The organism is Microbacterium sp. JZ37 (assembly GCF_035188445.1).
Classification (GTDB): domain Bacteria; phylum Actinomycetota; class Actinomycetes; order Actinomycetales; family Microbacteriaceae; genus Microbacterium; species Microbacterium barkeri.
On the sequence record NZ_CP045253.1, the window covers coordinates 1,514,353 to 1,540,440 of the forward strand.

Genomic DNA, 26,088 nt, shown 5'->3' on the forward strand with positions numbered 1-26,088 from the left:
GCGCGTCGACCTCAGATGCCGAGGTCGCCCGCGAAGTCCGCCGCCTCGAGGCGCGCCTTGACCGCCGACAGGAAGCGGGCGGCGTCCGCGCCGTCGATCGTGCGGTGGTCGTACGAGAGCGCGAGGTACACGTACGAGCGGATGCCGATGGCCTCGACCCCGTCGACCTTCACGACGCCGGGGCGCTTGAAGACGACGCCCGTGCCGAGGATCGCCGACTGCGGCAGGAACACGACCGGCGTGTCGAACAGCGCGCCGCGCGATCCGGTGTTCGTCAGGGTGAAGGTGCCGCCCGAGAGCTCGTCCGGCTTCAGCTTGTTGTCGCGCGTGCGCGCGGCGAGGTCGGCGATCTCGTGGGCGATCTGCGCGAGATTCTTCGACCCGGCGTCGCGGACGACCGGGGTGAGGAGACCGCGCTCGGTGTCGACCGCGATGGAGAGGTTCTCCGTCGGCGGGTAGACGATGTTGTTCTCGCCGTCGACCGTCGCGTTGACGATCGGGTACGCCTGCAGCGCCTCGGCGGCGGCGAGGGCGAAGAACGGCAGGAACGACAGCTTGTCGCCGGTCTTCTCGAGGAAGGTGCCCTTGACCTCGTCGCGGAAGGCGGCGAGCTTCGTGACGTCGACCTCGACGACCGTGGTCAGCTGAGCGGTCTTCTGCATCGACTCGACGGCGCGCGACGCCAGCACCTTGCGCAGGCGCGACATCGGGGCGGTCGTGCCGCGCAGCGGCGACGGCTCGGGCTTGACCGCCGCAGCGGCAGCCGGCGCGGCAGCCGGAGCGGCGGCAGCGCCCTCCGCGGCCTTCAGAACGTCCTCCTTGCGGATGCGGCCGCCGACGCCCGTGCCCTTGACTGTGGACAGGTCGACATTGTTCTGCGCCGCGAGACGGCGCACGAGCGGCGTCACGTAGAGCTTCTCGTCCTCGCCGGCGGGCGCGGCCGGCGCCGCAGGGGCGGCGGGAGCAGCCGGAGCAGCCGGGGCGGCGGGCGCAGCGGCCGGAGCGGGAGCAGCCGGGGCGGCGGGAGCAGCCGGGGCCGCAGCAGCCGGGGCCGCAGCAGCCGGCGCCGGAGCCGCGGGGGCCGCAGGCGCCTCGGCCTCGGCGGGAGCCGCGGGGGCGGCAGCCGGGGCGGCGGGAGCAGCCGGGGCTCCGCTGCCGACGCGAGCGAGCACCGACCCGACCTCGACCGTCTCGTCCTCCTGGACGAGGATCTCCTGGACCGTGCCGGCGACCGGCGACGGGATCTCGGTGTCGACCTTGTCCGTGGAGATCTCCAGCAGCGGCTCGTCGACCTCGACGGAGTCGCCGACCTGCTTGAGCCAGCGGGTGACGGTGCCCTCGGTCACGCTCTCGCCCAGCTCGGGGAGCACGACGTCGGAGGAGTCGCCGCTCGCGGCGGGCGCGGCAGCGGGAGCCTCCGCGGCAGGCGCAGCCTGGGCGGCGGGAGCCTCCGCGGGGGCAGCCTGGGCGGCGGCGGCCTCGGCGGGCGCCGCCTCGGCGGCCGGTGCCGCGGGAGCCTCGGCCGCGCCGGAGCCGTCGCCGACACGGGCGAGCTCAGCACCGACCTCGACCGTCTCGTCCTCCTGCACGAGGATGGTCTCCAGGACGCCGCTCACCGGCGAGGGGATCTCGGTGTCGACCTTGTCGGTCGACACCTCGAGAAGCGGCTCGTCCGCTGCGACGGTGTCACCGACCTGCTTCAGCCAGCGGGTGACCGTACCCTCGGTCACGCTCTCTCCGAGAGCGGGGAGGACGACGGAAGTGCTCATGTCAGGAGTCTCCTTCGGAATGTCGAATTCTTGTCTAGCTTAGTGTTGTTGGGGTCCGGGGGCGGCGTCACAGCGCGTGGAGCGGCTTGCCCGCGAGCGCCAGGAAGGCCTCGCCGAGCGCTTCGCTCTGCGTCGGATGCGCATGGATGAGGGGCGCCAGGTCGTCGGGGTGGGCTTCCCACGCGACGGCCAGCTGGCCCTCCGTGATGAGCTCGCCGACGCGGTCGCCGATGAGGTGCACGCCGAGGACGGGGCCGTCCTTGCGGCGCACGACCTTCACGAGTCCGCCGGTCCCGATGATCTCGCTCTTCGCGTTGCCCGCGAGATTGAACTCGGCGGTCTCGATCCCGTCGACGCCGTGCTGCGCGATCGCCTGCGCCTCGGTCGCGCCGACCGAGGCGAGCTCGGGGTGGGAGTAGGTCACGCGGGGGAGCTGGGCATCGGGAACCGGGGCGCTCGCGAGACCCGCGATGCGCTCGGCGACGGCGATGCCCTGCTGGAAGCTGCGGTGCGCGAGCTGCAGGCCCGGCACGATGTCGCCCACGGCCCACACGCCGCGTGCGCTCGTGCGCAGCTCGTCGTCGACGACGACGAAGCCGCGATCCCGCCGGACGCCGGCCTCGTCGAGACCGAGGCCGTCGGTCGCGGGGCCGCGACCGACGGCCACGAGCAGCACATCGGCCGTGTGCGTCTCGCCGTTCTCGAGCGTCACGGTGACGGCGTCGGCGGTCTGCGACGCCGACGCGAAGCGGACGCCGAGCGAGGTGCGGATGCCGCGACGGCGGTAGGCGCGCTCGAGACCCTTGCTGAGCGCGATGTCCTCGTTGGGCGCGAGATGCTCGAGGGCCTCCACGATCGTCACTTCGGCGCCGAAAGACCGCCAGACGCTCGCGAACTCGACGCCGATCACCCCGCCGCCGAGGATGATCGCGCTCGACGGGATCTCATCCAGGGCGAGGGCGCCCTCGCTCGCCATGATCCGGCCCCCGAGCTCGAGCCCGGGCAGCGTCCGGCTGTACGAGCCCGTCGCGAGGACGACGTCCTGCGCACGCAGGAGATCGTCGCCGACGCGGACGGCCGGGCCCGCCTCGAGACGCCCCTCGCCGGCGACGACCGTGATGCCGCGCGCCTTGATGAGGCCCTCGAGGCCCTTGTGCTTCTTCGCCACGATGCCGTCGCGGTAGGCCGCCACCTGCGCGGCGTCGATGCCCGAGAGCTCGGCGGTCACGCCGAACTCGGCCGCGCCGCGCACGGTGTCGGCGACCTCCGCCGCGTGCAGCAGCGCCTTCGTGGGGATGCACCCCCGATGCAGGCACGTGCCGCCGACCTTGTCCTTCTCCACGATCGCCACGCGCTTGCCGAGCTCGGCGGCGCGCAGCGCGGCGGCGTAGCCGCCGCTGCCGCCGCCGAGGACGACGACGTCGAAGACCTGCTCGGTCATCGCACCTCACCGCCCGCCGCGACGAAGTCGATGAGCGCGCGGACGGTGGCGCCGGTCGGACCCTTGTCCGTGAAGCCGAAGGCGCTGCCGGTGCTCATCGACGAGCCCGCGATGTCGAGGTGCACCCACGGGATGCGCGGGGCGTCGTCTCCCTCGCCGGTCCGGCCCACGAAGCGCTGCAGGAACAGCCCCGCGAAGAGCGCGCCGCCCGCGCGGTTCCCGACGTTCGCGTTGCGCATGTCGGCCACACGCGAGTCGAGCTCCTCGGCGATGTGCTCGGGCAGGGGGAGCGCCCACGCGAGCTCGCCGGTCCGATCGGCGGAGCGGAGGAACGCGTCGACCGCGTCGCCGTGCCCCATCACGCCCGTGTGGCGCGTGCCGAGCGCAACGATCATCGCCCCGGTGAGGGTCGCGACGTCGACGATGACATCGGGGTTCTCCCTGCTCGCGGCGATGAGGCCGTCGGCGAGCACGAGCCGCCCCTCCGCGTCGGTGTTGGTCACCTCGACGGTCGTGCCGTCGGCCATCACGAGCACGTCGCCGGGGCGCGTCGCGCGACCGGACGGCATGTTGTCCGCGATGCACATCCACGCCGTCACCCGCACGGGAAGCTCGAGCTGGGCGGCGGCGCGGACGACCGCGAGCACCTCGGCGGCGCCCGTCATGTCCTCCTGCATGCCGACCATCGACGCCGCGGGCTTGAGCGAGAGCCCGCCCGTGTCGAAGGTGATGCCCTTGCCGACGAGCGCGATGTGGCGCTCCGCGCCCGCCGGGGCGTAGTCGAGGCGGACGAGGCGCGGCGGCCGGTCGGATCCCTTCCCGACGCCGAGGATGCCGCCGAAGCCGGCCTCCGCGAGACCGCTCTCGTCCCACACGGTGACGTCGATCGGCAGACCCTGCGTCGTCTCGACGGCCGTGTCGGCCAGCTGCGCAGGGCTCTGCCACTCGGCGGGCGTCGACACGAGGTCCTTCACGAGGGCGACGGCCTCGGCACCCGCACGCACCACGGCGAGGGCCGCGTCGTCCGCGCCTTCCGGCGCGTGCACGACGACGCGCGACGCCCGACGGCGCTTGTCCTTCTTGTCCTGCGAGTCGGACTTGTATCCCGCGAACGCGTATCCACCGAGCGCCGCGCCCTCGGCGGCCGCGCGCCATCCGTCCTCCACCTCGGCGGCGACGGAGACGGCGATCGTGTCGAAGCCCGTGAACGAGCGGATGGCCGTCCCCACGGCGTCGCGGACGGCGTCCGCGTCGGGCCGCCGCCCGAGGCCGACCACCGCGAGCGGGGTGTCCGAGAAGCCCGGCGCGTAGACCCGCGCGAACGCGTTGCGGGCCCCCGTGAAGCCGATGGCATCGAGCGCGGGGAGGAGGTCGGCGAGCCCGGCCGGCCCCGGCCCGTCGCCCGTCAGATCGGGGATCGCGATCACGAGGGCATCGGCGCCCTCTGCGGGGAACGTGGCTGCGGACAGCTCGATCTCGGGGTGAGGCATTCCTCCATCCTAGGTTCGCGCTCGCCCGACCCCGACGACCGCCCGCGCGGGCCGTGCGACTCGTAGCATGGAGGAATGCCCGCTCATCGAGATCTCTTCGAACGACTCGCCGACGCCCCCGTGGTTCCCGGTGGCCTGCCGCTCGTCGTGCTCCTGACCGGGTTCACCGACGCCGGCGGCGCCGTGTCGGGCGCGATCGACTACATGCGGGAGGACCTCGATCCGCACGTCATCGCGGTGTTCTCGAACGACGTGCTCCTCGACTACCGGGCGCGTCGCCCGATCGTCACCTTCGACAAGGACCACCTCACCGAGTTCCGCCCGCCGCGTCTCGAGCTCTCCCTCGTCCACGACGCGCTCGGCCAGCCCTTCCTCCTCCTGTCCGGGTACGAGCCCGACTTCGTGTGGGACGCGTTCGCCGAGACCGTGATCGCCTTCGCGCGCGAATTCGACGTGTCGGGGCTCACCTGGGTGCACGCGATCGCGATGCCGGTCCCGCACACCCGCGAGCTGGGCGTCACCGTGAGCGGCAACCGCACCGAGCTGATCGCCGCGCAGTCGATCTGGCAGCCCCGCACGCAGGTGCCGGCGACCGCGGGGCACCTCCTGGAGTACCGCGCGTCGGCCGCCGGGCTGCTCGTGGCCGGGTTCGTCCTCCTCGTGCCGCACTACCTCGCCGAGACCGACTACCCCGCGGCGACGCTGTCGGCGATCGACCGGATCGCGTCGTCCACGGGGCGCGTGTTCGATCTCGACGGACTCCGCGACGACAACCTCGAGTACCTCGCGAAGGTCGAGGAGCAGATCCACGGCAACGACGAGCTCGCGCGGATGGTGACGGGGCTCGAGGAGCGATACGACGCCTACATGGCCAATCTGTCGGACGGCGGAGCGCCGAGCTCGGCCGGCCTCATCCACGAGAGCGACATCCCGAGCGCCGACGAGCTCGCCGCCGAGCTCGAGCGGTACCTCGCCTCCCGTCCGAACGGCGACGAGGACAAGCCGAACTGACCCCGCCGGGAATGTGGGCGGGGGCCGGGCTGTTTCCCTCATCGGAGCGGATCGAGCCGCGGCGGAGGACGCGGCTCAGGTATGAGAGAATGAGTGCACGACCCGTTGTCGAGTCCGTGCTGTCGAGGCGCGGGACTTGACAAGGGTCTTACTAGTGCCCGAAGACACCCGGGGGCGACGCGCGCAGCGCCGTCGGTGAAAGGCGAGAACGTGACAACTGCCACGAAGGCTTCGCGGAGTACCGCGAAGAAGGACGAAGCCGCCGCGGAAGAGGTCGTCGAGGAGACGGCTCAGGGCTCCACGGCGAAGAAGACGACCAAGAAGACCGCAGCGAAGACCGCGTCGACGAAGAAGACGAAGGCGGCCAAGAGCACAGCGAAGAAGGGGTCCGACGAGGACGCCGAGATCGAGGAGGACGTCGACGTCGAGGACATCGACGTCGACGCCGACGCGGAGACCGACGCCGACGAGGTGAAGGACGACGCCAAGGGCGACGAGAAGGACGAGAAGAAGCCGGCCGTCGAGCCGCTTCCGACCGGCGCGATCGTCATCAGCTCGAGCGACGAGGAGGACGTTCCCGTCTACTCGACGCAGATCACGGGCGCGACGGCCGACCCCGTCAAGGACTACCTGAAGCAGATCGGCAAGGTGCCCCTCCTCAACGCGGCGGAGGAGGTCGACCTCGCGATGCGCATCGAGGCCGGTCTGTTCGCCGAGGAGAAGCTCTCCAAGATGTCGGCCGCCGAGAAGTCGAGCCAGCTCGGCCTCGACCTCCAGTGGGTCGCGCGCGACGGCCAGCGGGCGAAGAGCCACCTGCTCGGCGCCAACCTGCGCCTCGTCGTCTCGCTCGCGAAGCGCTACACGGGCCGCGGCATGCAGTTCCTGGACCTCATCCAGGAGGGCAACCTCGGTCTCATCCGCGCGGTCGAGAAGTTCGACTACACCAAGGGCTTCAAGTTCTCGACCTACGCGACGTGGTGGATCCGCCAGGCGATCACGCGCGCGATGGCCGACCAGGCGCGCACCATCCGCATCCCGGTCCACATGGTCGAGGTCATCAACAAGCTCGCCCGCGTCCAGCGGCAGATGCTGCAGGACCTCGGTCGCGAGCCCACGCCCGAGGAGCTCTCCAAGGAGCTCGACATGACCCCCGAGAAGGTCATCGAGGTCCAGAAGTACGGTCGCGAGCCCATCTCGCTGCACACGCCCCTCGGCGAGGACGGCGACAGCGAGTTCGGCGACCTCATCGAGGACACCGAGGCCGTGGTCCCCGCGGACGCGGTGGGCTTCACGATGCTGCAGCGTCAGCTCGAGAGCCTGCTCGACTCGCTCTCCGAGCGCGAGGCGGGCGTCATCCGCATGCGCTTCGGTCTCGGCGACGGGCAGCCCAAGACGCTCGACCAGATCGGCGACACCTTCGGCGTGACGCGCGAGCGCATCCGCCAGATCGAGTCGAAGACCATGGCGAAGCTGCGCCACCCGAGCCGCTCGCAGTCGCTCCGGGACTACCTCGAGTGATGGCGGAGGCGAACGAGGGCAAGCACCTCGAGGTCGAGGTCGACGGCGTCCGCTACGCGCGCATCCCCCTGCGCACGAAGGTGGTCATGCCGGATGACGAGATCGACGCGATCATCGCGGAGTACGCGAAGGACGCCGTCGAGCCGGGAGACCTCCTGTTCGTGACGGAGAAGATCGTCGCGATCACGCAGGGCCGCTCGTACATGATGGACGAGATCCGGCCGCGGAAGCTGGCGACCTTCCTCTCGAAGTACGTCACGAAGACCGCGTACGGCATCGGCCTGGGCATCCCCGAGACGATGGAGATGGCGCTGCGCGAGGTCGGCACGCCGCGCATCCTCTTCGCGGCCGCCGTGTCGGCCGTGACGAAGCTCCTCGGCCGCCGCGGCGACTTCTACCGCATCGCGGGAGACAAGGCGCGCGCGATCGACGGGCCGACCCCCGGCACCATCCCGCCCTACAACCGGGCGGTCGTGCTCGGCCCCGAGCGTCCGCGCGAGGTCGCCGAGCACGTGCGCTCGCTGCTCGGGGTGGACGCCGACGTCGCCGTGGTCGACATCAACGACATCGGCGGGAACATCCTCGGCTCGACGCTCGACAAGGCCGGCGAGAAGCGCCTCGTGCGCATCCTCGGCGACAACCCGCTCGGGCAGGGGCACCAGTCGACCCCGCTCGGCATCATCCGGAAGGTCACCGCGCCGGCCGGTCGCTGATCAGACGCGCGAGAACGGGCCGGACCCCTCGGGGTCCGGCCCGTTCTGCGTTCCGTCAGAAGCCGATCGCCGCGCGGTAGCGGGGCTTGTGCCCCGTGCGGATGCCCGTCACGGACGGCTTGTTCTCGTAGACGCCGGCGCCCCAGTTGCCCTCGACGAGCACGGGGCCGTCGGGGGAGACGACGACGTCCCAGCCCACGTACTGCACCTGCGGCACGATGCGCGCGACCTGGTCGATGAACGCGCGCACCTCCTCCATGAACGGCAGCTGGAACTGCGCGATCGGGAAGCCCGTGTCGGGGTGCTTCTCGTGGACGTGGCCGTGGGAGTCGTACCCCGCGCCGATCGCGTGACCCGCGTCGTCGAGCATCGTGTAGAAGCCGCCGAACGACATCTGGTCGCTCACCGCTCCGCGGCCGAACTTCTGCGCGATCGCGAGGATGTGCACGTCGCTTCCGTCGTTGAACGCCGTGATGCGCGTCGTGTTGACCGTTCCGGGGCAGACGGCGGCGAGGTCGGGATGCTGCACGATGACCTCCTCGAGGAGGATCTCGTCGCGCTCGAGGAGACCGCGGTGGAACGCGGCCCAGTCCTGCACCTCCTCGGCGTGGTAGCGGTGCACTCCGAGCCCCATGTGGCTCACGGGCACCTTGGCGACGATCGTGCCGTGCTTCTCGACGAACGCGCGGACCGCGTCCGCGTTCCCCGCCTCGACGACGAGCCACTCGCGCCGCAGGAAGCGGTCGAAGCGCCGGTTGAACTCGATCTTGTTCTCGAAGAGGACGCGGTGGTCGGGGTGCGCGTACTTCGCGGCGAGCTGCATCGACACCGGGTGGGTCATGAACGTCGCCCGCTCCTCGCGCGTGAGGATCGCGAAGTCGTAGTCGACGTAGTCCTGGAACGCGACGTCGCGCCGTGCGGCGGACCACAGCATGTCGGCGACGACGAGCGGGACCGCCTTGCCGTGCTGCTCGTGCACCTCCTTGGCGCGTTCGATCACCGACCCGACGTCGATGCGGCGCGCGCGCTCCACGAGGTAGCGGAGCTTGGGGCCGAGGCTCAGGCCGGTCGAGGGCATACGGGCGTCCTCCAGGTCGCTTGCGATGGGCCTGGCTAGTCTAGATCGGGTGACTTCGCAGCGCCTTCGGACGTCCGCGCCCCGCGCGCGCGTGTCGGCAGCGGCCCTGGCCGCGAACCTGCGTGACACGCCGCCCGACGCGATCGGCGACGTCCGGCGCGATGCGTGGGGCCACGGCCTCGTGACCGTGGCGCGCGCCCTGCACGCGGCGGGTGTCCGCGCGGTGCGCGCGGACGCGCCGGATGTCGCGATCGTCGAGGATCTCGGCCTCGTCGCGACCGCCGACGAGCCGACGCTGCCCATGGCCCGCGTCCTGGGCCTTCCCGGCTCCGGCGGACAGCCGGTCCTGTCGCTCGCATCGCGCGTCCTGTCGACGAAGCCGCTCCTCGCGGGCGAGGGCGTGTCGTACGGCTTCGTCCACCGCGCGCCCGCCGACACGCAGGTCGCGCTCGTCCCCGGCGGGTACGCGCAGGGCGTCGTGCGCGCGCTCGGCAGCCGCGCGCACGTCGACATCCGCGGACGCCGCTGCGCGATCGTCGGGCGCGTCGCGATGGACGTGTGCGTCGTGGACGTCGGCGGGGCGGATGGCGCGGAGCCGGGCGACGAGGTGGTCTTCTTCGGATCGGGCGCCGTGCGCGACGAGATCGCGGAGTGGACGACGGTGACGGGTCTGACCGCGGCCGAGCTGGTGGCGCGGGTCGGCCTCGGCGTGGAGAGGGAGGTCGTCGCGTGAGCGCCCTGCGGATCGATCTGGGCCGGTTCCGGGAGAACGTGCGCGCCGTCAGGGCCCGCGTCGCGCCGGCCGACCTCATGGTCGTCGTCAAGGACGACGCCTACGCCCACGGTGTGGAGGCCATCGCGGACGCGGCCGCCGCGGAGGGCGTGCGCTGGCTCGGCGCATTCGACATCGCGACCGGCGTGCGCGCCAAGGCCGTGACCGGCGACCGCGCGCGGGTGTTCTCGTGGCTGACCGTCGACGAGGGCGAGATCGCGGAGGCTCTCGAGGCGGGCGTCGAGCTCGGCGTGGGCGACGCGGGCTATCTCGAGCGCGTCGGCCGCGTGGCCGCCGCACGCGGCGAGACCGCGGTCGTCCACCTCAAGATCGACACGGGTCTCCACCGCAACGGCGTGCGCGTCGAGGCGTGGCCGGCGTTCGCGGCCCGCGCGGCCGCGCTCGAGGCGGAGAACGCGGTGCGGGTCGCCGGGATCTGGAGCCACATCGCCGAGGCGAGCGACGAGGAGGACGACGCCGCGCGCGCTCTCTTCGACGAGGCGGTCGCGGCGGCGCGAGCGGCCGGCCTGCGGCCCGAGGTGCGCCACCTCGCGGCCAGCGCGGCCGCGTGGCATCGCGTGGAGTTCCGGTGCGACCTCGTCCGGGTCGGCGCCTTCTGCTACGGCATCCGCTCGGCCGAGGGGCCGGAGATCCCCGGCACCGCGCCATCCGCCTCCCTCGTGAGCGAGGTGACCGCCGTGCACGGCGACACGGTCGAGGCGGGCGTCGGCTCGCTCGACGGCCTGTTCTCGACGCTCGCCGGGCGGATGTCGGTGGGCACGCCCGCGGGCGCGCGTCGGCTGCGCGCGGTGCGCGAGACGACGTCGACGATCGACGGATGGGACGGCGCGGCCGTCGGCGACGAGGTCGTGCTGTTCGGCGCGGGCGATCGCGGCGAGAGCACGTCGACGACCATCGCCGAGGCGATCGGCACGGTCGGCGAGGAGCCCCTCCTGCGCGTGTCGCCCCTCATCCCGCGCGTGTACGTCTGAGGAGCGGGAACGGCGAAGCGCCCGCCCCCTCGCGGGGACGGGCGCCTCGGAAGCCTGGTGTCAGTCCGTCTCGGCGAGACGGGCCGTCTCGTCGAGCCACGAGGTCGCCACGGCGCGCAGCTTCTCCTCGTACTTGCGACCGTGGTGGGCGCAGTAGAGCAGCTGGCTGCCGTTGACCTCGGCGGCGATGTACGCCTGCGCCCCGCAGCTGTCGCAGCGGTCGGCCGCGGTGAGACGGTACGAGACAGGGGCTTCGGGTGTGGATGTCGCGGTCATGGTCTGCCTCCCTGTTCGAACCTGTCGATCTCGGTCTCGACTCTTCCGATTCACTGTATGAAACCACGGGGACCTCGGAATCATGCCCGCATGGCCGCATGTTTCGCTCTGCGCGTACGGGCTGGACGCGAGCGCGCCGGATGTCCTCGTGGGAGCGCGCATCGGGGGAGTGTCGCAGGCTCTTCCGGGCACGTCGAAAGTATGATCGAAGATCGTGACCTCCGAGTACTCCGCTCATCATCTCCAGGTGCTGGAAGGCCTCGAGGCCGTCCGCAAGCGCCCCGGCATGTACATCGGGTCGAACGGATCGCCCGGCCTCATGCACTGCCTGTGGGAGATCATCGACAACGCCGTGGACGAGGCGGTCGCCGGCAACGGCACGCGCATCGACGTCATCCTGCACGGCGACGGCAGCGTCGAGGTCCAGGACCGCGGCCGCGGCGTGCCGGTCGACGTCGAGCCCCGCACGGGCCTGTCCGGCGTCGAGGTCGTCTACACGAAGCTCCACGCGGGCGGGAAGTTCGGCGGCGGCTCGTACGCCGCCTCCGGCGGACTCCACGGCGTCGGCGCGTCGGTCGTGAACGCCCTGTCCGAGCGCCTCGACGTCGAGGTCGACCGCGACGGCAGGACCTGGGCGATGTCGTTCCACCGCGGCGAGCCCGGGCGCTTCGCGGACACCGGCGAGCCGACGCCCGAGGCGCCGTTCACGCCCTTCGAGGAGCGCAGCGAGCTGCGCGTCGTCGGCAAGGTCGCCAAGGGCGTCACCGGCACGCGTGTGCGGTACTGGGCCGACCGGCAGATCTTCACGAAGGACGCGGCGTTCCAGGTCGACGAGCTCGTCACGCGCGCGCGGCAGACGGCGTTCCTCGTGCCGGGGCTCGAGATCGTGATCCGCGACGAGCGCGGAGACGAGCCGACGGAGACGTCGTACCGCTTCGACGGCGGCATCTCCGAGTTCGTGCACTTCCTCGCGACCGACGCGCCCGTGACCGACGACTGGCGCTTCCAGGGCTCCGGGACGTACACCGAGACGGTGCCGATGCTGCAGCCCGACGGATCGATGCGATCCACGGATGTCCAGCGCGAGTGCAGCGTCGACATCGCGCTGCGCTGGGGCACGGGGTACGACACGATCATCCGCTCGTTCGTCAACATCATCTCCACGCCCAAGGGCGGCACGCACCAGCAGGGCTTCGAGCAGGAGCTGCTCAAGCAGCTGCGCGCGGAGGTCGAGAAGAACGCACGGCGCCTCAAGGTCGGCCAGAACGACCGCATCGAGAAGGACGACGTGCTGGCCGGTCTCACGGCGGTCCTCACGGTGTCGGTGCCGGAGCCGCAGTTCGAGGGCCAGACGAAGGAGGTGCTCGGGACGCCCGCCGTCCGCGCGATCGTCGCGAAGGTCGTCCGCGAGGGCCTCAAGGAGCGCTTCACCTCGACGCGCCGCGACGACAAGAACCAGACGTCGATGCTCCTCGACAAGGTCGTCGCCGAGATGAAGGCGCGCGTGTCGGCGCGCGCCCACAAGGAGACGCAGCGCCGCAAGAACGCGCTCGAGAGCTCGTCGCTCCCGGCCAAGCTCATCGACTGCCGCTCGAGCGACGTGTCGAACTCCGAGCTGTTCATCGTCGAGGGCGATTCGGCGCTCGGCACGGCCCGCCGCGCTCGCGACAGCGAGTTCCAGGCCCTTCTGCCCATCCGCGGGAAGATCCTCAACACGCAGAAGGCCTCGATCGGCGACATGCTCTCGAACGCCGAGTGCGCATCGATCATCCAGGTCGTGGGCGCGGGCTCCGGGCGGACGTTCGACATCGACGCCGCGCGCTACGGCAAGGTCATCATGATGAGCGACGCCGACGTCGACGGCGCGCACATCCGCACCCTGCTGCTGACCCTCTTCTACCGGTACCTCCGGCCCCTCATCGAGCACGGCAGGGTGTACGCGGCCGTTCCTCCGCTGCACCGCGTGATCGTCATGAACCCCGGCTCCAAGCCCAACGAGACGATCTACACCTACAGCGACGCCGAGCTCACGCGCCTCCTCGCGCGGCTGCAGAAGCAGGGCAAGCGCTGGCAGGAGCCCATCCAGCGCTACAAGGGACTCGGCGAGATGGACGCGGACCAGCTCGCGGAGACGACGATGCAGCGCGACGGCCGCCTCCTGCGCCGCGTGCGCATGGAGGACGCCGAGGCCGCGGGCCGCGTGTTCGAGATGCTCATGGGCAACGAGGTCGCCCCGCGCCGCGAGTTCATCATCGACTCCGCCGACCGCCTGGACCGCGAGTCGATCGACGTCTAGGACGCGCGCTCGGCCGAGCGCCCGTCCTAGACGAGCGTCCGGCCGATCGAGGCGACGACGGAATCGAGCGGCTGCCCCGACGCGTCGCGCTTCGAGAGGGTCTGCGGGAGCTTCCGCACCGACCCGTTCGCGTCCACCGCGAGGGCGGGGTCGGGGCCGACCCACGCGAGCGTCAGCCGGTCCTCGCCCCGGAGGAAGGCGTGCGCCCGGACGCCGCCCGTCGCGCGGCCCTTGCCGGGGAACTCCGAGAAGTCCGAGATCTTCGCCCGCCCCGTGTCGGCGCCCGCGAGCATCCCCTCGGCGCCCGACACCGTGACGACGACCGTGTCGTCGCCGGTCGCCGCGCCGAAGAAGAGCACGGCGCCCTTCGCACTGAGCTTGATCCCGGCCATTCCGCCTGCCGCGGCCCCCTGGGGGCGCACGGAGGAGGCGGCGAAGCGCAGCAGCTGCGCGTCGGTCGTGATGAAGACGAGCTCGGCGTCGTCGGGTGCCGAGGCCGCGCCCACGACCTCGTCGCCGGGCTTGAGCGCGATGACCTCGAGCTCGGGCTTCGCCGGCAGCGCGGACGGGACGATCCGCTTCACGACGCCCTGCGCGGTGCCGATGGCGACCGGAGCGTCGTCGTCGAGCTTCACGAGCGCGAGGATCCGCTCGCTCCGGTCGGCGAGCCCGATGTAGTCGTGCAGCTTGACGCCCACGCCCAGCTGCACCGCGTTCGGCGGCACCGACGGCAGGTCGACGGGGTGGAACCGCACGATGCGCCCGCGGTTCGTGAGCGCGCCGGCCTCGCCGCGGACGGTCGTCTGGACCGTCGAGAGGATCGCATCGTGCTTGCTCCGCCGAGACGGCGCCGCGAGCTGCTGGCCCTCCGGGACCTCGACGCGCACCGCCCGCCCCGTCGTCGACAGCGCCACGAGCGTGGGGCCATCCGCGATCTGGAGGTCGACATCCGAGGTCTGCCGCGTGCGCGCCGCGGCGGGCTTCGCGTTCATGAGGAGCGTGCGCCGCGGCGTGCCGTACTTGTCGACGACCGCGTCCAGCTCCGCCGCCACCTGCCTGCGCAGCAGCGCATCGGAGCCGAGGAGCTCCTCGAGGTGCGCGATCTCGGCGAGCAGCTCGTCGCGCTCCTTCTCGAGCTCGATGCGCGAGAACTTCGTGAGGCGGCGCAGGCGCAGCTCGAGGATGTACTCGGCCTGCACGTCGTCGAGATCGAACACCTGGCACAGGCGCGTGCGGGCCTGCTCGGAGTCGTCGGACGTGCGGATGACCTGGATGACCTCGTCGATGTCGAGGATGGCCACGAGCAGGCCGCGCACGAGGTGCAGGCGCTCCTGACGCCGCGCGAGGCGGAAGCGGCTGCGGCGCGTGACCACCTGCAGGCGGTGCTCGACGTAGACCCGCAGGAGCTCGACGAGGCCGAGCGTGTGCGGCCGCCCGCCGACGAGGGCGACGTTGTTGAAGTTGAAGGAGTCCTCGAGCGGCGTGAGGCGGTAGAGCCGCTCGAGCACGGCCTGCGGGTCGAAGCCCGTCTTCACCCCGATGACGATGCGCAGGCCGTTGTTGCGGTCGGTGAGGTCGGTGACATCGCTGATGCCCTGGAGCTTCTTGGACTGGACGGCGTCCTTGAGCTTCTCGATCACGCGCTCGGGCCCGACCATGTAGGGCAGCTCCGTGACGACGATGCCCGTGCGGCGCGGGCCGATCTGCTCGATCGACACCTTCCCCCGCACCTTGATCGCGCCGCGGCCCGTCTCGTACGCGTCTCGGATCCCGTCGAGGCCGACGACGATGCCGCCCGAGGGGAAGTCCGGCCCCGGGACGAACTCCATGAGCTGGTCGAGGGTCGCGTCGGGGTTCTCGAGGAGGAAGTTGGCGGCCGCGACGACCTCGGTGAGGTTGTGCGGCGCCATGTTCGTCGCCATGCCGACGGCGATCCCCGTCGTGCCGTTCACGAGGAGGTTCGGGTAGGCGGCCGGCAGGACGTCGGGCTGCTGGAACTGCCCGTCGTAGTTGGGGATGAAGTCGACGACATCCTCGTCGAGGTTCTCGGTCATCGCCATGGCGGCGGCCGCGAGGCGCGCCTCGGTGTACCGGGCCGCCGCGGGGCCGTCGTCGAGCGAGCCGAAGTTGCCGTGCCCGTCGACGAGCGGCACGCGCAGCGCGAAGTCCTGCGCGAGGCGCACGAGGGCGTCGTAGATGGCGGTGTCGCCGTGCGGGTGGAGCTTTCCCATCACCTCGCCGACGACGCGCGCGCTCTTCACATGGCCGCGGTCGGGGCGCAGCCCCATCTCGGCCATCTGGTAGAGGATGCGGCGCTGCACGGGCTTGAGGCCGTCGCGCGCATCCGGCAGGGCGCGCGAGTAGATGACGGAGTAGGCGTACTCGAGGTACGACCCCTGCATCTCCGACTCGAGGTCGATGTCCTCGATGCGCTCCTCGACCGGCGTGGCGTCGGATGCCTGCTTGCGCGCCATTCAGCCCTCTCCTCGGGTGGGACGGATCCCGGGCCGTGCGGCGCGCGCCCGCGGGCGGAGGGCGACGGCGCGCAGCTCCGCTGTGGGAGACTGGCCCGGATGTCCCTCATCGTACCGGCGGGCCCCCTGAACGCCCGGAGCCTCACCGAGGTCGCGCAGGAGTCCCTGCGATCGCTCGACGGAGGAGGGGAGTGGCTGCCCGCCGCGACCTCCGCGGTCATCGTCGTCGTCGACGGCCTCGGATCGATCCAGCTGCGAGCCCATGCCGGGCACGCGCGACGTCTCGCGGGCGCCATGGCCAAGAAGGATGTCGCGCGCAGCGTGTTCCCGTCGACGACGGCCGCGGCGCTCACGAGCACGCTCACCGGCGCCTGGCCGGGAGAGCACGGACTCGTCGGCTACCGCGTCCTCGACCCCGCGCAGGGAGTGCTCGCCAACCAGCTGAACGGCTACGAGCGCGACGGCCTCGACCCCGTCACGTGGCAGCGCGCGACGACCGTCTTCGAGCGCGCGCACGCCGACGGCCGCGCGGCGTTCGCGGTCGGGCTCGCCGAGTTCGCGGGCAGCGGCTTCACCGCGGCCGTCCTGCGCGGCGCGCGCTACATCGCGGAGGACGGCGTCCGGGCGCGCCTCGCGACCGCGTACGGGCTCGCGAGCGCTCACCCCGGCTCGGTCGTCTACTGCTACCTGCCCGAGGTCGACAAGGCCGGCCACCGGCACGGCGTCGCCTCGGACGCGTGGGTCGCCGCCCTGGAGGACGTCGACGCCGCGTTCGCCGCGCCCGTCCCCGCGGGCGTCGGCGTCGTCGTGACCGCCGACCACGGGATGATCGACGTGCCCCGGCACCGGCACATCCTCCTCCGCGACGGAGACCCGCGACTCGACGGGGTGGCGCTCGTCGGCGGCGAGCCGCGCCTGCTGCATCTCTACCTCGAGGACGACGCGCGGGCCGACGAGGTCGCGGACGTCTGGCGCCGCGCAGACGAGGGGACCGCCGACATCGCCACGCGTGCGGAGGCGATCGCCTCCGGTCTCTTCGGCGACGTCCATCCTGATGTCGAGGCGCGCATCGGCGACGTGCTCGTCGCGGCGCGCGGGACGTGGGCGTTCTACGACGACCGCCTGGACGACAAGCGTCCGCAGGACATGGTGGGTCAGCACGGGTCGACGACCCCCGAGGAGATGACCGTGCCGCTGATCCGCCTCGGCTCCTACGCGCGCTGAGGCTCAGTCGTCCGCACGGGCTCCGAAGACGATCTCGTCCCACGAGGGCATGGACGCGCGCCCTCGACGACGCGGGGTCTCCGGCTCGGGCTGCGGTGCGGGCTGCTCCGGCTCCGACTCCGAGCGGTAGCCCGGCTCGAGCGCATCGAAGAGCGCGACCGGAGCGGGCCCGTGATCCTCGCCATCGGCCTCGGCCGGCGGCGTCTCCTCCATCTCGAGGACGGGAGCGCTCTCGCGCTGGCCCCGGCGGCGGCGCAGCGCCTCCAGGAGGTCGGCGGTCTCGGAGCTCGGTCCCTCCGCGCTGGGCGCGCGCTTCGTCGCGGCCTCGCGCACCGACGGGATCGACCGGGTCATGCCGTCGGTCGCCGCGTCCTGCTCGGGGAGCCTGCGAGGCCCGAAGGCGCCGGAGTCGAAGCGATCCTCGTCGGCCGTCTCGACGACCTCGAGCGCGCGCAGGCGGGGGATGAGCCCCTCCGGCAGCGGGCCCTGACGCGACAACTGCGTGGCGTCGCCGTTGAGGGGAGCGAGGGCGCTGCGCCGCGGGTCGAAGCTCCACCGGGCGTCGTGGTCGACCTCCGCGGCCGAGAACTCGAGCTTGACGATCCAGCCGGTCTCGTCCTTCCAGCTCGTCCAGCGCTCGCCCGAGGCGTCGAGGTCCGCGAGCTTCGAGCGGATGGCCTCGCCGAAGGTCGGATTCTGGTCGCCGGCGAGGTCGACCCCCATGAGCACGGGAACGGCGAGGGCACGGCCCACGATGTGCTCGCGCTCGGCGAGCACGGGGCCCTCGAAGCGGCGGACGTCCTCGACGCGCGCGCCGAGGAGATCCGCGACCTGCTCGGCCGTGAGTCCCGCGCGGATGTGCTGCTGGATGTCGCGAGGGCTCGCGGTCGGCGCGTGGGACTCCTCGCGATGCGCCGCGCGGTCGATCCGGCGCAGCTCGGAACGCAGCAGGTCGTCCACGGGGAGCGTGAAGCGCTGCCCCGACTCGTTCGCCAGGACGAGCTTGCCGTCCTCGGTCCCCACGATCGTGAGCTGATCCATGCTCTTGCTCCTCACACGATGACAATCGGTGTCCCGACATGGTTTCACGCGCGGTGGCTCGCAGGCGGGAATACCGCGGGCGCGCCGCGAGTTTCATCGCGAGCACGGACGGACGCCCGACGGCGACGCGCTGAGCATTTGCGAAAGCCGCGGGCGTCGTGCAAACTATCGCCGCCCCGCCCGATGGCGGGGATGTGCAACACCCGATGACGAAAGAAGTGACGCCCTCCGATGGCAACCGACTACGACGCCCCACGCAAGAGCGAAGACGACAACAACGAGTCGATCGAGGCGCTCAAGGCGCGCCGCCCCGACAACGCGGGATCCATCGACTCGGAGGACGCGGACAACCCGTCGAGCTTCGACCTGCCGGGCGCCGACCTGTCCAATGTCGAGCTCGATGTCGTCGTGCTCCCGCCGCAGGAGGATGAGTTCACCTGCATGAGCTGCTTCCTCGTGAAGCACCGCTCGCAGCTCGACCACGACGGCGCCGACGGGCCTATCTGCCGCGACTGCGCTGCGTGATCTGCGCGCGCACCACGGCCGCCGCGAGGCGGTCGGGGGTGCGCGTGGAGATCGTCCACGACGAGACGGGATCGTCCGGGTCGATGACCGGGACCACGACGACCGGGTCGATCCCGCCTCGCACGAGATACCACCCGCGCGGGTCGAGCCCGGCTCCCCGCGCCGCCTTCGCCTCGTCGCCCGTGAGCGCCGCCGGCTCGCCGAGGAGCTCCACCTCGATGCGCGCCCGCCCTGCGCGCAGCATGCCGTCGCGCACCTCCACGACGGGCGACGATGCGATGAGCAGGGCGATGACGCCGACGGCCACGATCGCCCCCAGCGCGAGGGCGATCGACGGATCGAGGCGCACGAAGACGAGCGACACCATGGGCGCGGCGATCGCGGCCGACGCGAGCAGCCAGAGCGACGGGGAGAGCCGCTCGCGGTAGACGGCGGCGGCGCCCGCGGCCGACGCGCTGTTCGGGGACGACACTGTGTTCTGCATTACCCTCGTTGCGTGACCGATATCGTTGACGTCCCCATTGTCGCATCAGAGGCTCCCGCGTACGCGCACCCCGGCGACGCCGGGGCGGACCTCGTCGCGAGCGAGTCGGTGCTCCTCGAGCCGGGAGAGCGTGCGCTCGTCGGCACCGGCGTGCGCATCGCGCTGCCCGAGGGCTACGCCGCGTTCGTCGTCCCGCGCAGCGGGCTCGCGGCCAAGCACGGCATCACGATCGTGAACGCGCCGGGCACGATCGATGCGGGCTACCGGGGCGAGATCAAGGTCGCCCTCCTGAACACCGACGCCCGAGAGGCGTACCAGATCACCGCGGGGGACCGCATCGCTCAGCTCATCCTGATGCCCGTCCCGCGCGCCCGATTCATCCCGGTCGACGAGCTGCCCGACTCCGTGCGCGGGGTCGGCGGATTCGGCTCGACCGGCTACGAGACACGAGGAGTGGCATGAGCGACGAGAGCGCGCCGCAGAACGACGAGATCGCCGTCCCCGAGGGCGAGGCCGCGCCCGCGACGACCCGCAACCGCGCCGAGGAGGGGCCGTTCGACGAGAGCGAGGCCAACCCGGTCCGCCCGTACATCGATCTCGGCGGCATCAAGATCCTGCCGCGCGAGGGCCTCAACCTCCGGCTCGAGGTCGAGGAGCAGTCCAAGCGCATCGTCGCGGTCGGGCTCGACTACGCCGAGTCCACGCTCCAGGTCCAGCCGTTCGCGGCGCCGCGGTCCAGCGGACTGTGGGATGAGACGCGAGACCAGATCCGCGACCAGGTGCGTCAGCAGGGCGGGCGAGTCGAGGAGCGCGAGGGACCCCTCGGCCCCGAGCTCCTCGCCGAGGTGCCGGTCGTCGCGGGCGGCGGCAGCGCGGAGAAGCGCCTCGCCCGCTTCATCGGAGTGGACGGCCCGCGCTGGTTCCTGCGTGGCGTCGTGGGCGGGCGCGCGACGAGCGACCCCGAGGCTGCGGAGCGGATCGAGGACCTCTTCCGCTCGATCGTCGTCGTGCGCGGCGGCGCTCCCATGCCGCCGCGCGACCTCATCCCGCTCAAGATGCCGCAGACGCCGGGCGCGGCGTGACCGGACAGGACGACCGGGGGGACGAGACGCCCCTCGAGCCGCCGCGCGCGTCCGACGCACTCGGAGCGGCACTCGGCGACGCCGCGCGCCGCATGGGGCTGGACCCCGCTGAGGAGCGGAGCACCGGCCACGTCGTCTGGAAGGCGATGGGCGGCTGGCGCGGCGTGCTCGAGTCGGTGCTGCCGAGCCTCGCCTTCGTCGTCCTCTTCACGCTGCGGCCCGACGCCCTCGCTCTCGCGCTCGGGGTCTCGGTCGGCGTCGCGGCGGTGTTCACGGTCGTGCGTCTCGTCCAGAAGTCGCCCCCTTCCGCCGCGCTCGGAGGCCTCGTCGCGGCCGCCGCCGCGGCGGCGCTCGCGCTGTGGACGGGGCGCGGCGAGGACAACTTCGTCCCGGGGTTCCTGACGAACGGCCTCTACGGCACGGCGCTGCTCGTCTCGGCGCTCGTCGGCTGGTCGCTCATCGGCCTCGCGGCCGGCTTCCTGATGGGCGAGGGGACGGCGTGGCGCGCCGACCGGCGCAAGCGGCGGGTGTTCTTCTGGCTGGGCATCGCATGGGCCGCGCTCTTCTTCGCGCGGCTCGCCGTGCAGCTGCCGCTCTACTTCGCGGGCGACGTCACGGCCCTCGGCACCCTCAAGATCATCATGGGGCTGCCGCTGTTCGCGCCCATGGTCGCCGTCACCTGGCTCGCCGTGCGCGCGCTGTACGGCCGACGCGACGGCTGAGCGCGGCGCGACGGGGACCGACCGCGGGCGCGTGGTAGATTTATCTTGACATCGAGATAAATTGCGCACTTCGGGGAACCTGTCGCCCGGCCGCGGCCGGTAAGGTCCGCCTTCCTAGCCGACGCGCTCAGCGGCGAGCATGATGGGGGCGTAAGTGCGCGGTCGACCAGGAGGAGACAGCCCGTGTCCACGGTGAACAGCTTCGGTGCGAAGAGCACCCTGACGGTCGGCAGCACCGACTACGAGATCTTCCGCCTCGACGCGGTCGCCGGCTTCGAGAAGCTCCCCTTCAGCCTCAAGGTCCTCCTCGAGAACCTGCTTCGCACCGAGGACGGCGCGAACATCACCAAGGAGCAGATCAGCGCCCTGGGCTCGTGGGACCCGAATGCCGAGCCGAACACGGAGATCCAGTTCACGCCCGCGCGCGTCGTGATGCAGGACTTCACGGGCGTGCCCTGCATCGTCGACCTCGCGACCATGCGCGAGGCCGTCACCGCCCTCGGCGGCGACCCCGACAGGATCAACCCGCTCTCGCCCGCCGAGATGGTCATCGACCACTCGGTCATCGCCGACCTCTTCGGCACCGAGAACGCCCTCGAGCGCAACGTCGAGATCGAGTACGAGCGCAACGGCGAGCGCTACCAGTTCCTCCGCTGGGGCCAGACCGCGTTCCAGGACTTCAAGGTCGTTCCCCCCGGTACCGGCATCGTCCACCAGGTGAACATCGAGCACCTGGCGAAGGTCGTCTACGACCGCACCGTCGACGGCGTGCTGCGCGCGTACCCCGACACCTGCGTCGGCACCGACTCGCACACCACCATGGTCAACGGCCTCGGCGTGCTGGGCTGGGGCGTCGGCGGCATCGAGGCCGAGGCCGCCATGCTCGGCCAGCCGGTGTCGATGCTCATCCCGCGCGTCGTGGGCTTCAAGCTCACGGGCGACATCCCCGCCGGCGTGACCGCGACCGACGTCGTGCTCACGATCACCGACATGCTGCGCAAGCACGGCGTGGTCGGCAAGTTCGTCGAGTTCTACGGCGAGGGCGTCGCCTCGGTGCCGCTGGCCAACCGCGCCACCATCGGCAACATGAGCCCCGAGTTTGGCTCGACGGCGGCCATGTTCCCGATCGACGACGTCACGCTCGACTACCTGCGCCTCACCGGGCGCGACGAGCAGACGGTCGCCCTGGTCGAGGCGTACGCCAAGGAGCAGCACCTCTGGCACGACCCGTCGCGCGAGCTCGTCTTCAGCGAGTACATGGAGCTCGACCTCGGCACCGTCGTGCCCTCGATCGCGGGTCCGAAGCGCCCGCAGGACCGCATCCTGCTGTCGGAGGCCAAGCCGCAGTTCCAGAAGGACATCCTCAACTACGCCTCGCTCCCCGAGGACACGGTCGAGGTCGAGGGCACCTTCCCGGCGTCCGACCCCGGCAGCACCCCCGGCGTGGAGCACGAGCACGTGCCCGCCAACGGCGTGTCGCACCAGCACGAGGAGCAGCACGCGGCGCACGCCGAGCACGCGGCGGCCGGCCTGCTCGCGAGCGGCGAGCGGCACGCGGCGTCGCAGCCGGTGAAGGTGACCACGCCCGAGGGCGAGTCGTACCTCCTCGACAACGGCGCGGTCACCCTGGCCGCCATCACGTCGTGCACCAACACCTCGAACCCGTCGGTCATGATCGCCGCAGGCCTCCTCGCCCGCAAGGCGCGCGAGAAGGGCCTCACCCGCAAGCCGTGGGTGAAGACGACGCTGGGCCCCGGCTCGAAGGTCGTGACGGACTACTACGAGAAGTCGGGCCTCGACAAGGACCTCGAGGGCCTCGGCTTCTACACCGTCGGCTACGGCTGCACGATCTGCATCGGCAACTCGGGACCGCTCATCGAGGAGGTCTCCGCGGCGATCAACGAGAACGACCTGGCCGTCACGGCCGTCCTCTCGGGCAACCGCAACTTCGAGGGCCGCATCAGCCCCGACGTGAAGATGAACTACCTCGCGAGCCCGCCGCTCGTGGTGGCCTACGCTCTGGCCGGCTCGATGAACTTCGACTTCGAGACCGACCCGCTCGGCAAGGACGAGAACGGCGACGACGTCTTCCTCAAGGACGTGTGGCCCTCGCCCGACGAGGTGCAGGAGATCATCGACTCGTCGATCTCCCGCGAGCAGTTCATCAAGCAGTACGCCACGGTGTTCGACGGCGACGAGCGCTGGAAGAACCTGCCCACTCCGACCGGCCCGGTCTTCGAGTGGGACGAGAGCTCGACGTACGTGCGCAAGGCCCCGTACTTCGACGGCATGACGATGGAGCTCACGCCGGTCGAGGACATCACCGGCGCTCGCGTGCTCGCGACGCTCGGCGACTCCGTGACGACCGACCACATCAGCCCCGCGGGCAACATCAAGGCCGGCACGCCGGCCGCGCAGTACCTGACCGAGCACGGCGTCGCGCAGCGCGACTTCAACTCGTACGGCTCGCGCCGTGGCAACCACGAGGTGATGATCCGCGGCACGTTCGCGAACATCCGCCTGAAGAACGCGCTCGTGAAGGCGGTCAACGACGGCCAGCAGATCGAGGGCGGCTACACGCGCGACTTCACGCAGCCCGAGGGTCCGCAGTCGTTCATCTACGACGCGAGCCAGAACTACCAGGCCCAGGGCACGCCGCTGGTCATCTTCGGCGGCAAGGAGTACGGCTCCGGGTCGTCGCGCGACTGGGCGGCCAAGGGCACGCGCCTGCTCGGCGTGAAGGCCGTGATCACGGAGAGCTTCGAGCGCATCCACCGCTCGAACCTCATCGGCATGGGTGTCGTCCCGCTGCAGTTCCCCGCCGGCGAGAGCTGGGAGTCGCTCGGCCTCGACGGCACCGAGATCGTCTCGATCGAGGGCCTCGAGCAGCTCAACGAGGGCGTCACGCCGAAGACCGTGAAGGTCACCGCCGCGCCGAGCGAGCACTCCGCTCCCGGCAAGGAGACCGTGGAGTTCGACGCGGTCGTCCGCATCGACACCCCCGGTGAGGCCGACTACTACCGCAACGGCGGCATCCTGCAGTACGTGCTGCGCAGCCTCGTCTGACGCATCGCGTCGCGCGCATCGACGGCCCCGGGAGCGATCCCGGGGCCGTCGTCGTCGCCGGGCCCGTCGCGCGCCGTCTCCCAGGTGCCCGGCGTAGGCTCGGAGCATGACTCTGCTCGACCGCATCCGGGGGCCCCGCGACCTCGACGCGCTCTCGCACGATGAGCTCGCGACGCTCGCGGAGGAGGTGCGCGCGTTCCTCATCGAGAACGTCGCGCGCACCGGCGGCCACCTCGGACCGAACCTCGGCGTCGTGGAGCTGACGATCGCGCTGCACCGCGTCTTCGACTCCCCGAGCGACCCGATCATCTGGGACACGGGGCACCAGTCCTACGTGCACAAGCTCCTGACCGGTCGGCAGGACTTCTCCGGCCTCCGCTCCCGAGGCGGCCTCGCGGGCTACCCGCAGCGCTCGGAGAGCGAGCACGACGTCGTCGAGTCCTCCCACGCGTCGAGCTCGCTGAGCTGGGCGGACGGCATCTCCCGCGCGTTCCAGCGCACGGGCCGCAGCGATCGGCATGTCGTGGCCGTCGTCGGCGACGGCGCGCTCACGGGCGGCATGACCTGGGAGGCGCTCAACAACATCACCGACGACAACGAGCGCAACCTCGTCATCGTCGTGAACGACAACGGCCGGTCGTATGCACCGACCATCGGCGGCATGGCCCGCTACCTGAACCGCGTGCGCACGGGCGAGGTGTACCGCGACCTCGGCGAGAAGTCCGGTCGGCTCGCGGGCAAGTTCGGCGCGGCCGGCCGCGCACTGTATCGCGGCGTGCGCGGGGGGACCCACGGCTTCCTGTCGCGTCTCACGAACAACAGTCAGCTGTACTCGCAGCTCGACATCAAGTACCTCGGCCCGGTCGACGGCCACGACCTGCCTGCGCTCATCGAGACGCTCGAGCTCGCGAAGGCGTTCGGCGCGCCCGTGATCGTGCACGCGATCACCGAGAAGGGGCGCGGGTACCAGCCCGCCCTCGACGACGAGGCCGACCAGTTCCATGCCGTCGGGCGCATCGACCCCGCCACGGGCGACCCGATCGGCGCCTCCGCTGGCCGCGGCTGGACCGAGGTGTTCGCCGACGAGCTCGTGCAGGTGGGCGAGGAGCGCCCCGAGGTGATCGCGATCACGGCCGCGATGCTGCGGCCGACGGGACTCGCTCCGTTCGCCGAGCGCTTCCCCGATCGCGTGTACGACGTCGGGATCGCCGAGCAGCACGCCGTCGCGTCAGCTGCGGGGCTCGCCTACGGCGGCCTGCACCCCGTCGTCGCCCTGTACTCGACCTTCGTGAACCGCGCATTCGACCAGGTCCTCATGGACGTCGCCCTGCACCGCGCCGGGGTGACGTTCGTCCTCGACCGCGCAGGCGTCACCGGCCCCGACGGGCCGAGCCACCACGGCATGTGGGACCTCGCGCTCCTGCACATCGTCCCGCACATCCGGCTCGCCGCACCCCGCGACGGGGAGCGGCTGCGCGAGGAGCTGCGCGAGGCCGTCGCGGTCGATGACGCGCCCACCGTGGTCCGCTTCCCGAAGGGGGCGGTCGGCGAGGAGATCCCCGCGATCGAGCGCCTTGCCGACGGCGTGGACGTGCTCGCGCGCGGTGACGAGGAGGACGTCCTCATCGTCGCGATCGGCACCTTCGCCGAGACCGCGCTCGACGTCGCACGGCGGCTCAGGGCACAGGGCATCGGCGCGACCGTCGTCGACCCGCGGTGGGTCGTCCCGGTTCCCGCGTCGATCGTCGAGCTCGCCTCGCGTCACCGACTGGTCATCACCCTCGAGGACGGCATCCGCGTCGGCGGCATCGGGACGCGCGTGCGCCAGGTGCTGCGCGAGGCGGGCGTCGACACCGCGGTGGACGAGCTGGGACTTCCCGACGCCTTCATCGACCACGCCTCGCGCGATCAGGTGCTCGCCGATGCGGGCCTCACGCCCGCGAAGATCGCCCAGGACGTCGTCGCGCAGGTGCTCGGCACCCGCGTGCCCGTCGCGCGGCCGGAGAAGGACGGCCGCGGCGTGCCGACCGTGACCGGACAGATCGGCCGCATCGCGAACAGCTCCTGAGACGCGACAGCGGGGCGCACCGTGTCGGTGCGCCCCGCTGTCGTCG

General features: G+C 71.7%; 21 protein-coding genes. 13 read left to right on the plus strand and 8 right to left on the minus strand.

What is annotated here, in order from left to right; all coding sequences use genetic code 11:
* Positions 1-11: 11 nt before the first annotated feature.
* From sucB to GC092_RS06770, 3 genes are all read right to left on the minus strand, one after another.
* On the minus strand, positions 12-1,769 hold the full coding sequence (gene sucB, locus GC092_RS06760; protein WP_324014571.1) for a 2-oxoglutarate dehydrogenase, E2 component, dihydrolipoamide succinyltransferase: 1,758 nt from the start codon (positions 1,767-1,769) through the stop codon (positions 12-14).
* Positions 1,770-1,836: 67 nt separating this feature from the next.
* Entirely contained in the window at positions 1,837-3,210 is a 1,374-nt protein-coding gene (gene lpdA / locus GC092_RS06765; protein WP_324014572.1) for a dihydrolipoyl dehydrogenase, read from the minus strand.
* The gene (locus GC092_RS06770) at positions 3,207-4,700 is read right to left on the minus strand and encodes a leucyl aminopeptidase (protein WP_324014574.1); all 1,494 of its coding nucleotides are present in this window, start codon (positions 4,698-4,700) and stop codon (positions 3,207-3,209) included. Before GC092_RS06770 ends, lpdA begins: the two co-directional genes overlap by 4 nt.
* A 75-nt stretch (positions 4,701-4,775) precedes the next feature.
* On the opposite strand from GC092_RS06770, the gene GC092_RS06775 reads away from it, so the two are divergent.
* The 3 genes from GC092_RS06775 to GC092_RS06785 all read left to right on the plus strand — a co-directional run bounded on the left by GC092_RS06775 (position 4,776) and on the right by GC092_RS06785 (position 7,942).
* A complete protein-coding gene (locus GC092_RS06775; protein ID WP_324014576.1) occupies positions 4,776-5,711 on the plus strand; it encodes a proteasome assembly chaperone family protein in 936 nt (311 codons plus the stop codon).
* A 210-nt stretch (positions 5,712-5,921) separates the two neighbouring features.
* Entirely contained in the window at positions 5,922-7,229 is a 1,308-nt protein-coding gene (locus GC092_RS06780) for an RNA polymerase sigma factor (RefSeq protein WP_282977951.1), read from the plus strand.
* Complete coding sequence (locus GC092_RS06785) at positions 7,229-7,942, plus strand: coenzyme F420-0:L-glutamate ligase (protein ID WP_271172089.1); 714 nt, start codon at positions 7,229-7,231, stop codon at positions 7,940-7,942. Before GC092_RS06780 ends, GC092_RS06785 begins: the two co-directional genes overlap by 1 nt.
* Before the next feature lie 55 nt (positions 7,943-7,997).
* Here GC092_RS06785 and GC092_RS06790 read toward each other — a convergent pair whose 3' ends face one another.
* Positions 7,998-9,020 (minus strand): sugar-transfer associated ATP-grasp domain-containing protein, encoded by a 1,023-nt coding sequence (locus GC092_RS06790; RefSeq protein ID WP_324014577.1) that lies wholly within the window; start codon positions 9,018-9,020, stop codon positions 7,998-8,000.
* Between the two features lie 49 nt (positions 9,021-9,069).
* Between GC092_RS06790 and GC092_RS06795 the strand changes: the two genes are divergently transcribed.
* Together GC092_RS06795 and GC092_RS06800 are read left to right on the plus strand one after the other, a co-directional pair.
* On the plus strand, positions 9,070-9,753 hold the full coding sequence (locus tag GC092_RS06795) for an alanine racemase (protein ID WP_324014578.1): 684 nt from the start codon (positions 9,070-9,072) through the stop codon (positions 9,751-9,753).
* Positions 9,750-10,784 carry an alanine racemase gene (locus GC092_RS06800; RefSeq protein WP_324014579.1) on the plus strand — a complete coding sequence of 345 codons (1,035 nt, stop codon included), beginning with the start codon at positions 9,750-9,752 and terminating at the stop codon, positions 10,782-10,784. Before GC092_RS06795 ends, GC092_RS06800 begins: the two co-directional genes overlap by 4 nt.
* 60 nt (positions 10,785-10,844) lie before the next feature.
* On the opposite strand, the gene GC092_RS06805 is transcribed toward GC092_RS06800, so the two are convergent.
* Entirely contained in the window at positions 10,845-11,060 is a 216-nt protein-coding gene (locus GC092_RS06805) for a DUF7455 domain-containing protein (protein ID WP_271172085.1), read from the minus strand.
* A 214-nt stretch (positions 11,061-11,274) separates the two neighbouring features.
* On the opposite strand from GC092_RS06805, the gene GC092_RS06810 reads away from it, so the two are divergent.
* The gene (locus GC092_RS06810; protein WP_282977945.1) at positions 11,275-13,356 is read left to right on the plus strand and encodes a DNA gyrase/topoisomerase IV subunit B; all 2,082 of its coding nucleotides are present in this window, start codon (positions 11,275-11,277) and stop codon (positions 13,354-13,356) included.
* A gap of 26 nt (positions 13,357-13,382) precedes the next feature.
* Here GC092_RS06810 and GC092_RS06815 read toward each other — a convergent pair whose 3' ends face one another.
* On the minus strand, positions 13,383-15,830 hold the full coding sequence (locus GC092_RS06815) for a DNA gyrase/topoisomerase IV subunit A (RefSeq protein ID WP_324014581.1): 2,448 nt from the start codon (positions 15,828-15,830) through the stop codon (positions 13,383-13,385).
* A gap of 99 nt (positions 15,831-15,929) precedes the next feature.
* Here GC092_RS06815 and GC092_RS06820 point away from each other — a divergent pair, with 99 nt between their 5' ends.
* A complete protein-coding gene (locus GC092_RS06820; RefSeq protein WP_324014583.1) occupies positions 15,930-17,054 on the plus strand; it encodes an alkaline phosphatase family protein in 1,125 nt (374 codons plus the stop codon).
* Between the two features lie 3 nt (positions 17,055-17,057).
* On the opposite strand, the gene sepH is transcribed toward GC092_RS06820, so the two are convergent.
* The gene (sepH, locus tag GC092_RS06825; protein ID WP_324014585.1) at positions 17,058-18,095 is read right to left on the minus strand and encodes a septation protein SepH; all 1,038 of its coding nucleotides are present in this window, start codon (positions 18,093-18,095) and stop codon (positions 17,058-17,060) included.
* Positions 18,096-18,326: 231 nt separating this feature from the next.
* On the opposite strand from sepH, the gene GC092_RS06830 reads away from it, so the two are divergent.
* The gene (locus tag GC092_RS06830) at positions 18,327-18,620 is read left to right on the plus strand and encodes a DUF4193 domain-containing protein (protein ID WP_271172080.1); all 294 of its coding nucleotides are present in this window, start codon (positions 18,327-18,329) and stop codon (positions 18,618-18,620) included.
* Here the strand turns inward: GC092_RS06830 and GC092_RS06835 are convergent.
* Positions 18,595-19,104 (minus strand): DUF3093 family protein, encoded by a 510-nt coding sequence (locus GC092_RS06835; RefSeq protein ID WP_271172079.1) that lies wholly within the window; start codon positions 19,102-19,104, stop codon positions 18,595-18,597. The genes GC092_RS06830 and GC092_RS06835 overlap by 26 nt on opposite strands.
* A 12-nt stretch (positions 19,105-19,116) precedes the next feature.
* On the opposite strand from GC092_RS06835, the gene dut reads away from it, so the two are divergent.
* The 5 genes from dut to dxs all read left to right on the plus strand — a co-directional run bounded on the left by dut (position 19,117) and on the right by dxs (position 26,042).
* Entirely contained in the window at positions 19,117-19,566 is a 450-nt protein-coding gene (gene dut / locus GC092_RS06840; protein WP_282977938.1) for a dUTP diphosphatase, read from the plus strand.
* Positions 19,563-20,186, plus strand: coding sequence for a DUF3710 domain-containing protein (locus tag GC092_RS06845; protein ID WP_271172077.1), 624 nt, complete (start codon positions 19,563-19,565; stop codon positions 20,184-20,186). Before dut ends, GC092_RS06845 begins: the two co-directional genes overlap by 4 nt.
* Complete coding sequence (locus GC092_RS06850; RefSeq protein WP_324014588.1) at positions 20,183-20,908, plus strand: DUF3159 domain-containing protein; 726 nt, start codon at positions 20,183-20,185, stop codon at positions 20,906-20,908. Before GC092_RS06845 ends, GC092_RS06850 begins: the two co-directional genes overlap by 4 nt.
* A 183-nt stretch (positions 20,909-21,091) precedes the next feature.
* The gene (locus GC092_RS06855) at positions 21,092-23,974 is read left to right on the plus strand and encodes an aconitate hydratase (RefSeq protein WP_271172075.1); all 2,883 of its coding nucleotides are present in this window, start codon (positions 21,092-21,094) and stop codon (positions 23,972-23,974) included.
* 106 nt (positions 23,975-24,080) lie between these two features.
* A complete protein-coding gene (dxs, locus tag GC092_RS06860; RefSeq protein WP_324014590.1) occupies positions 24,081-26,042 on the plus strand; it encodes a 1-deoxy-D-xylulose-5-phosphate synthase in 1,962 nt (653 codons plus the stop codon).
* Positions 26,043-26,088 lie beyond the last annotated feature (46 nt).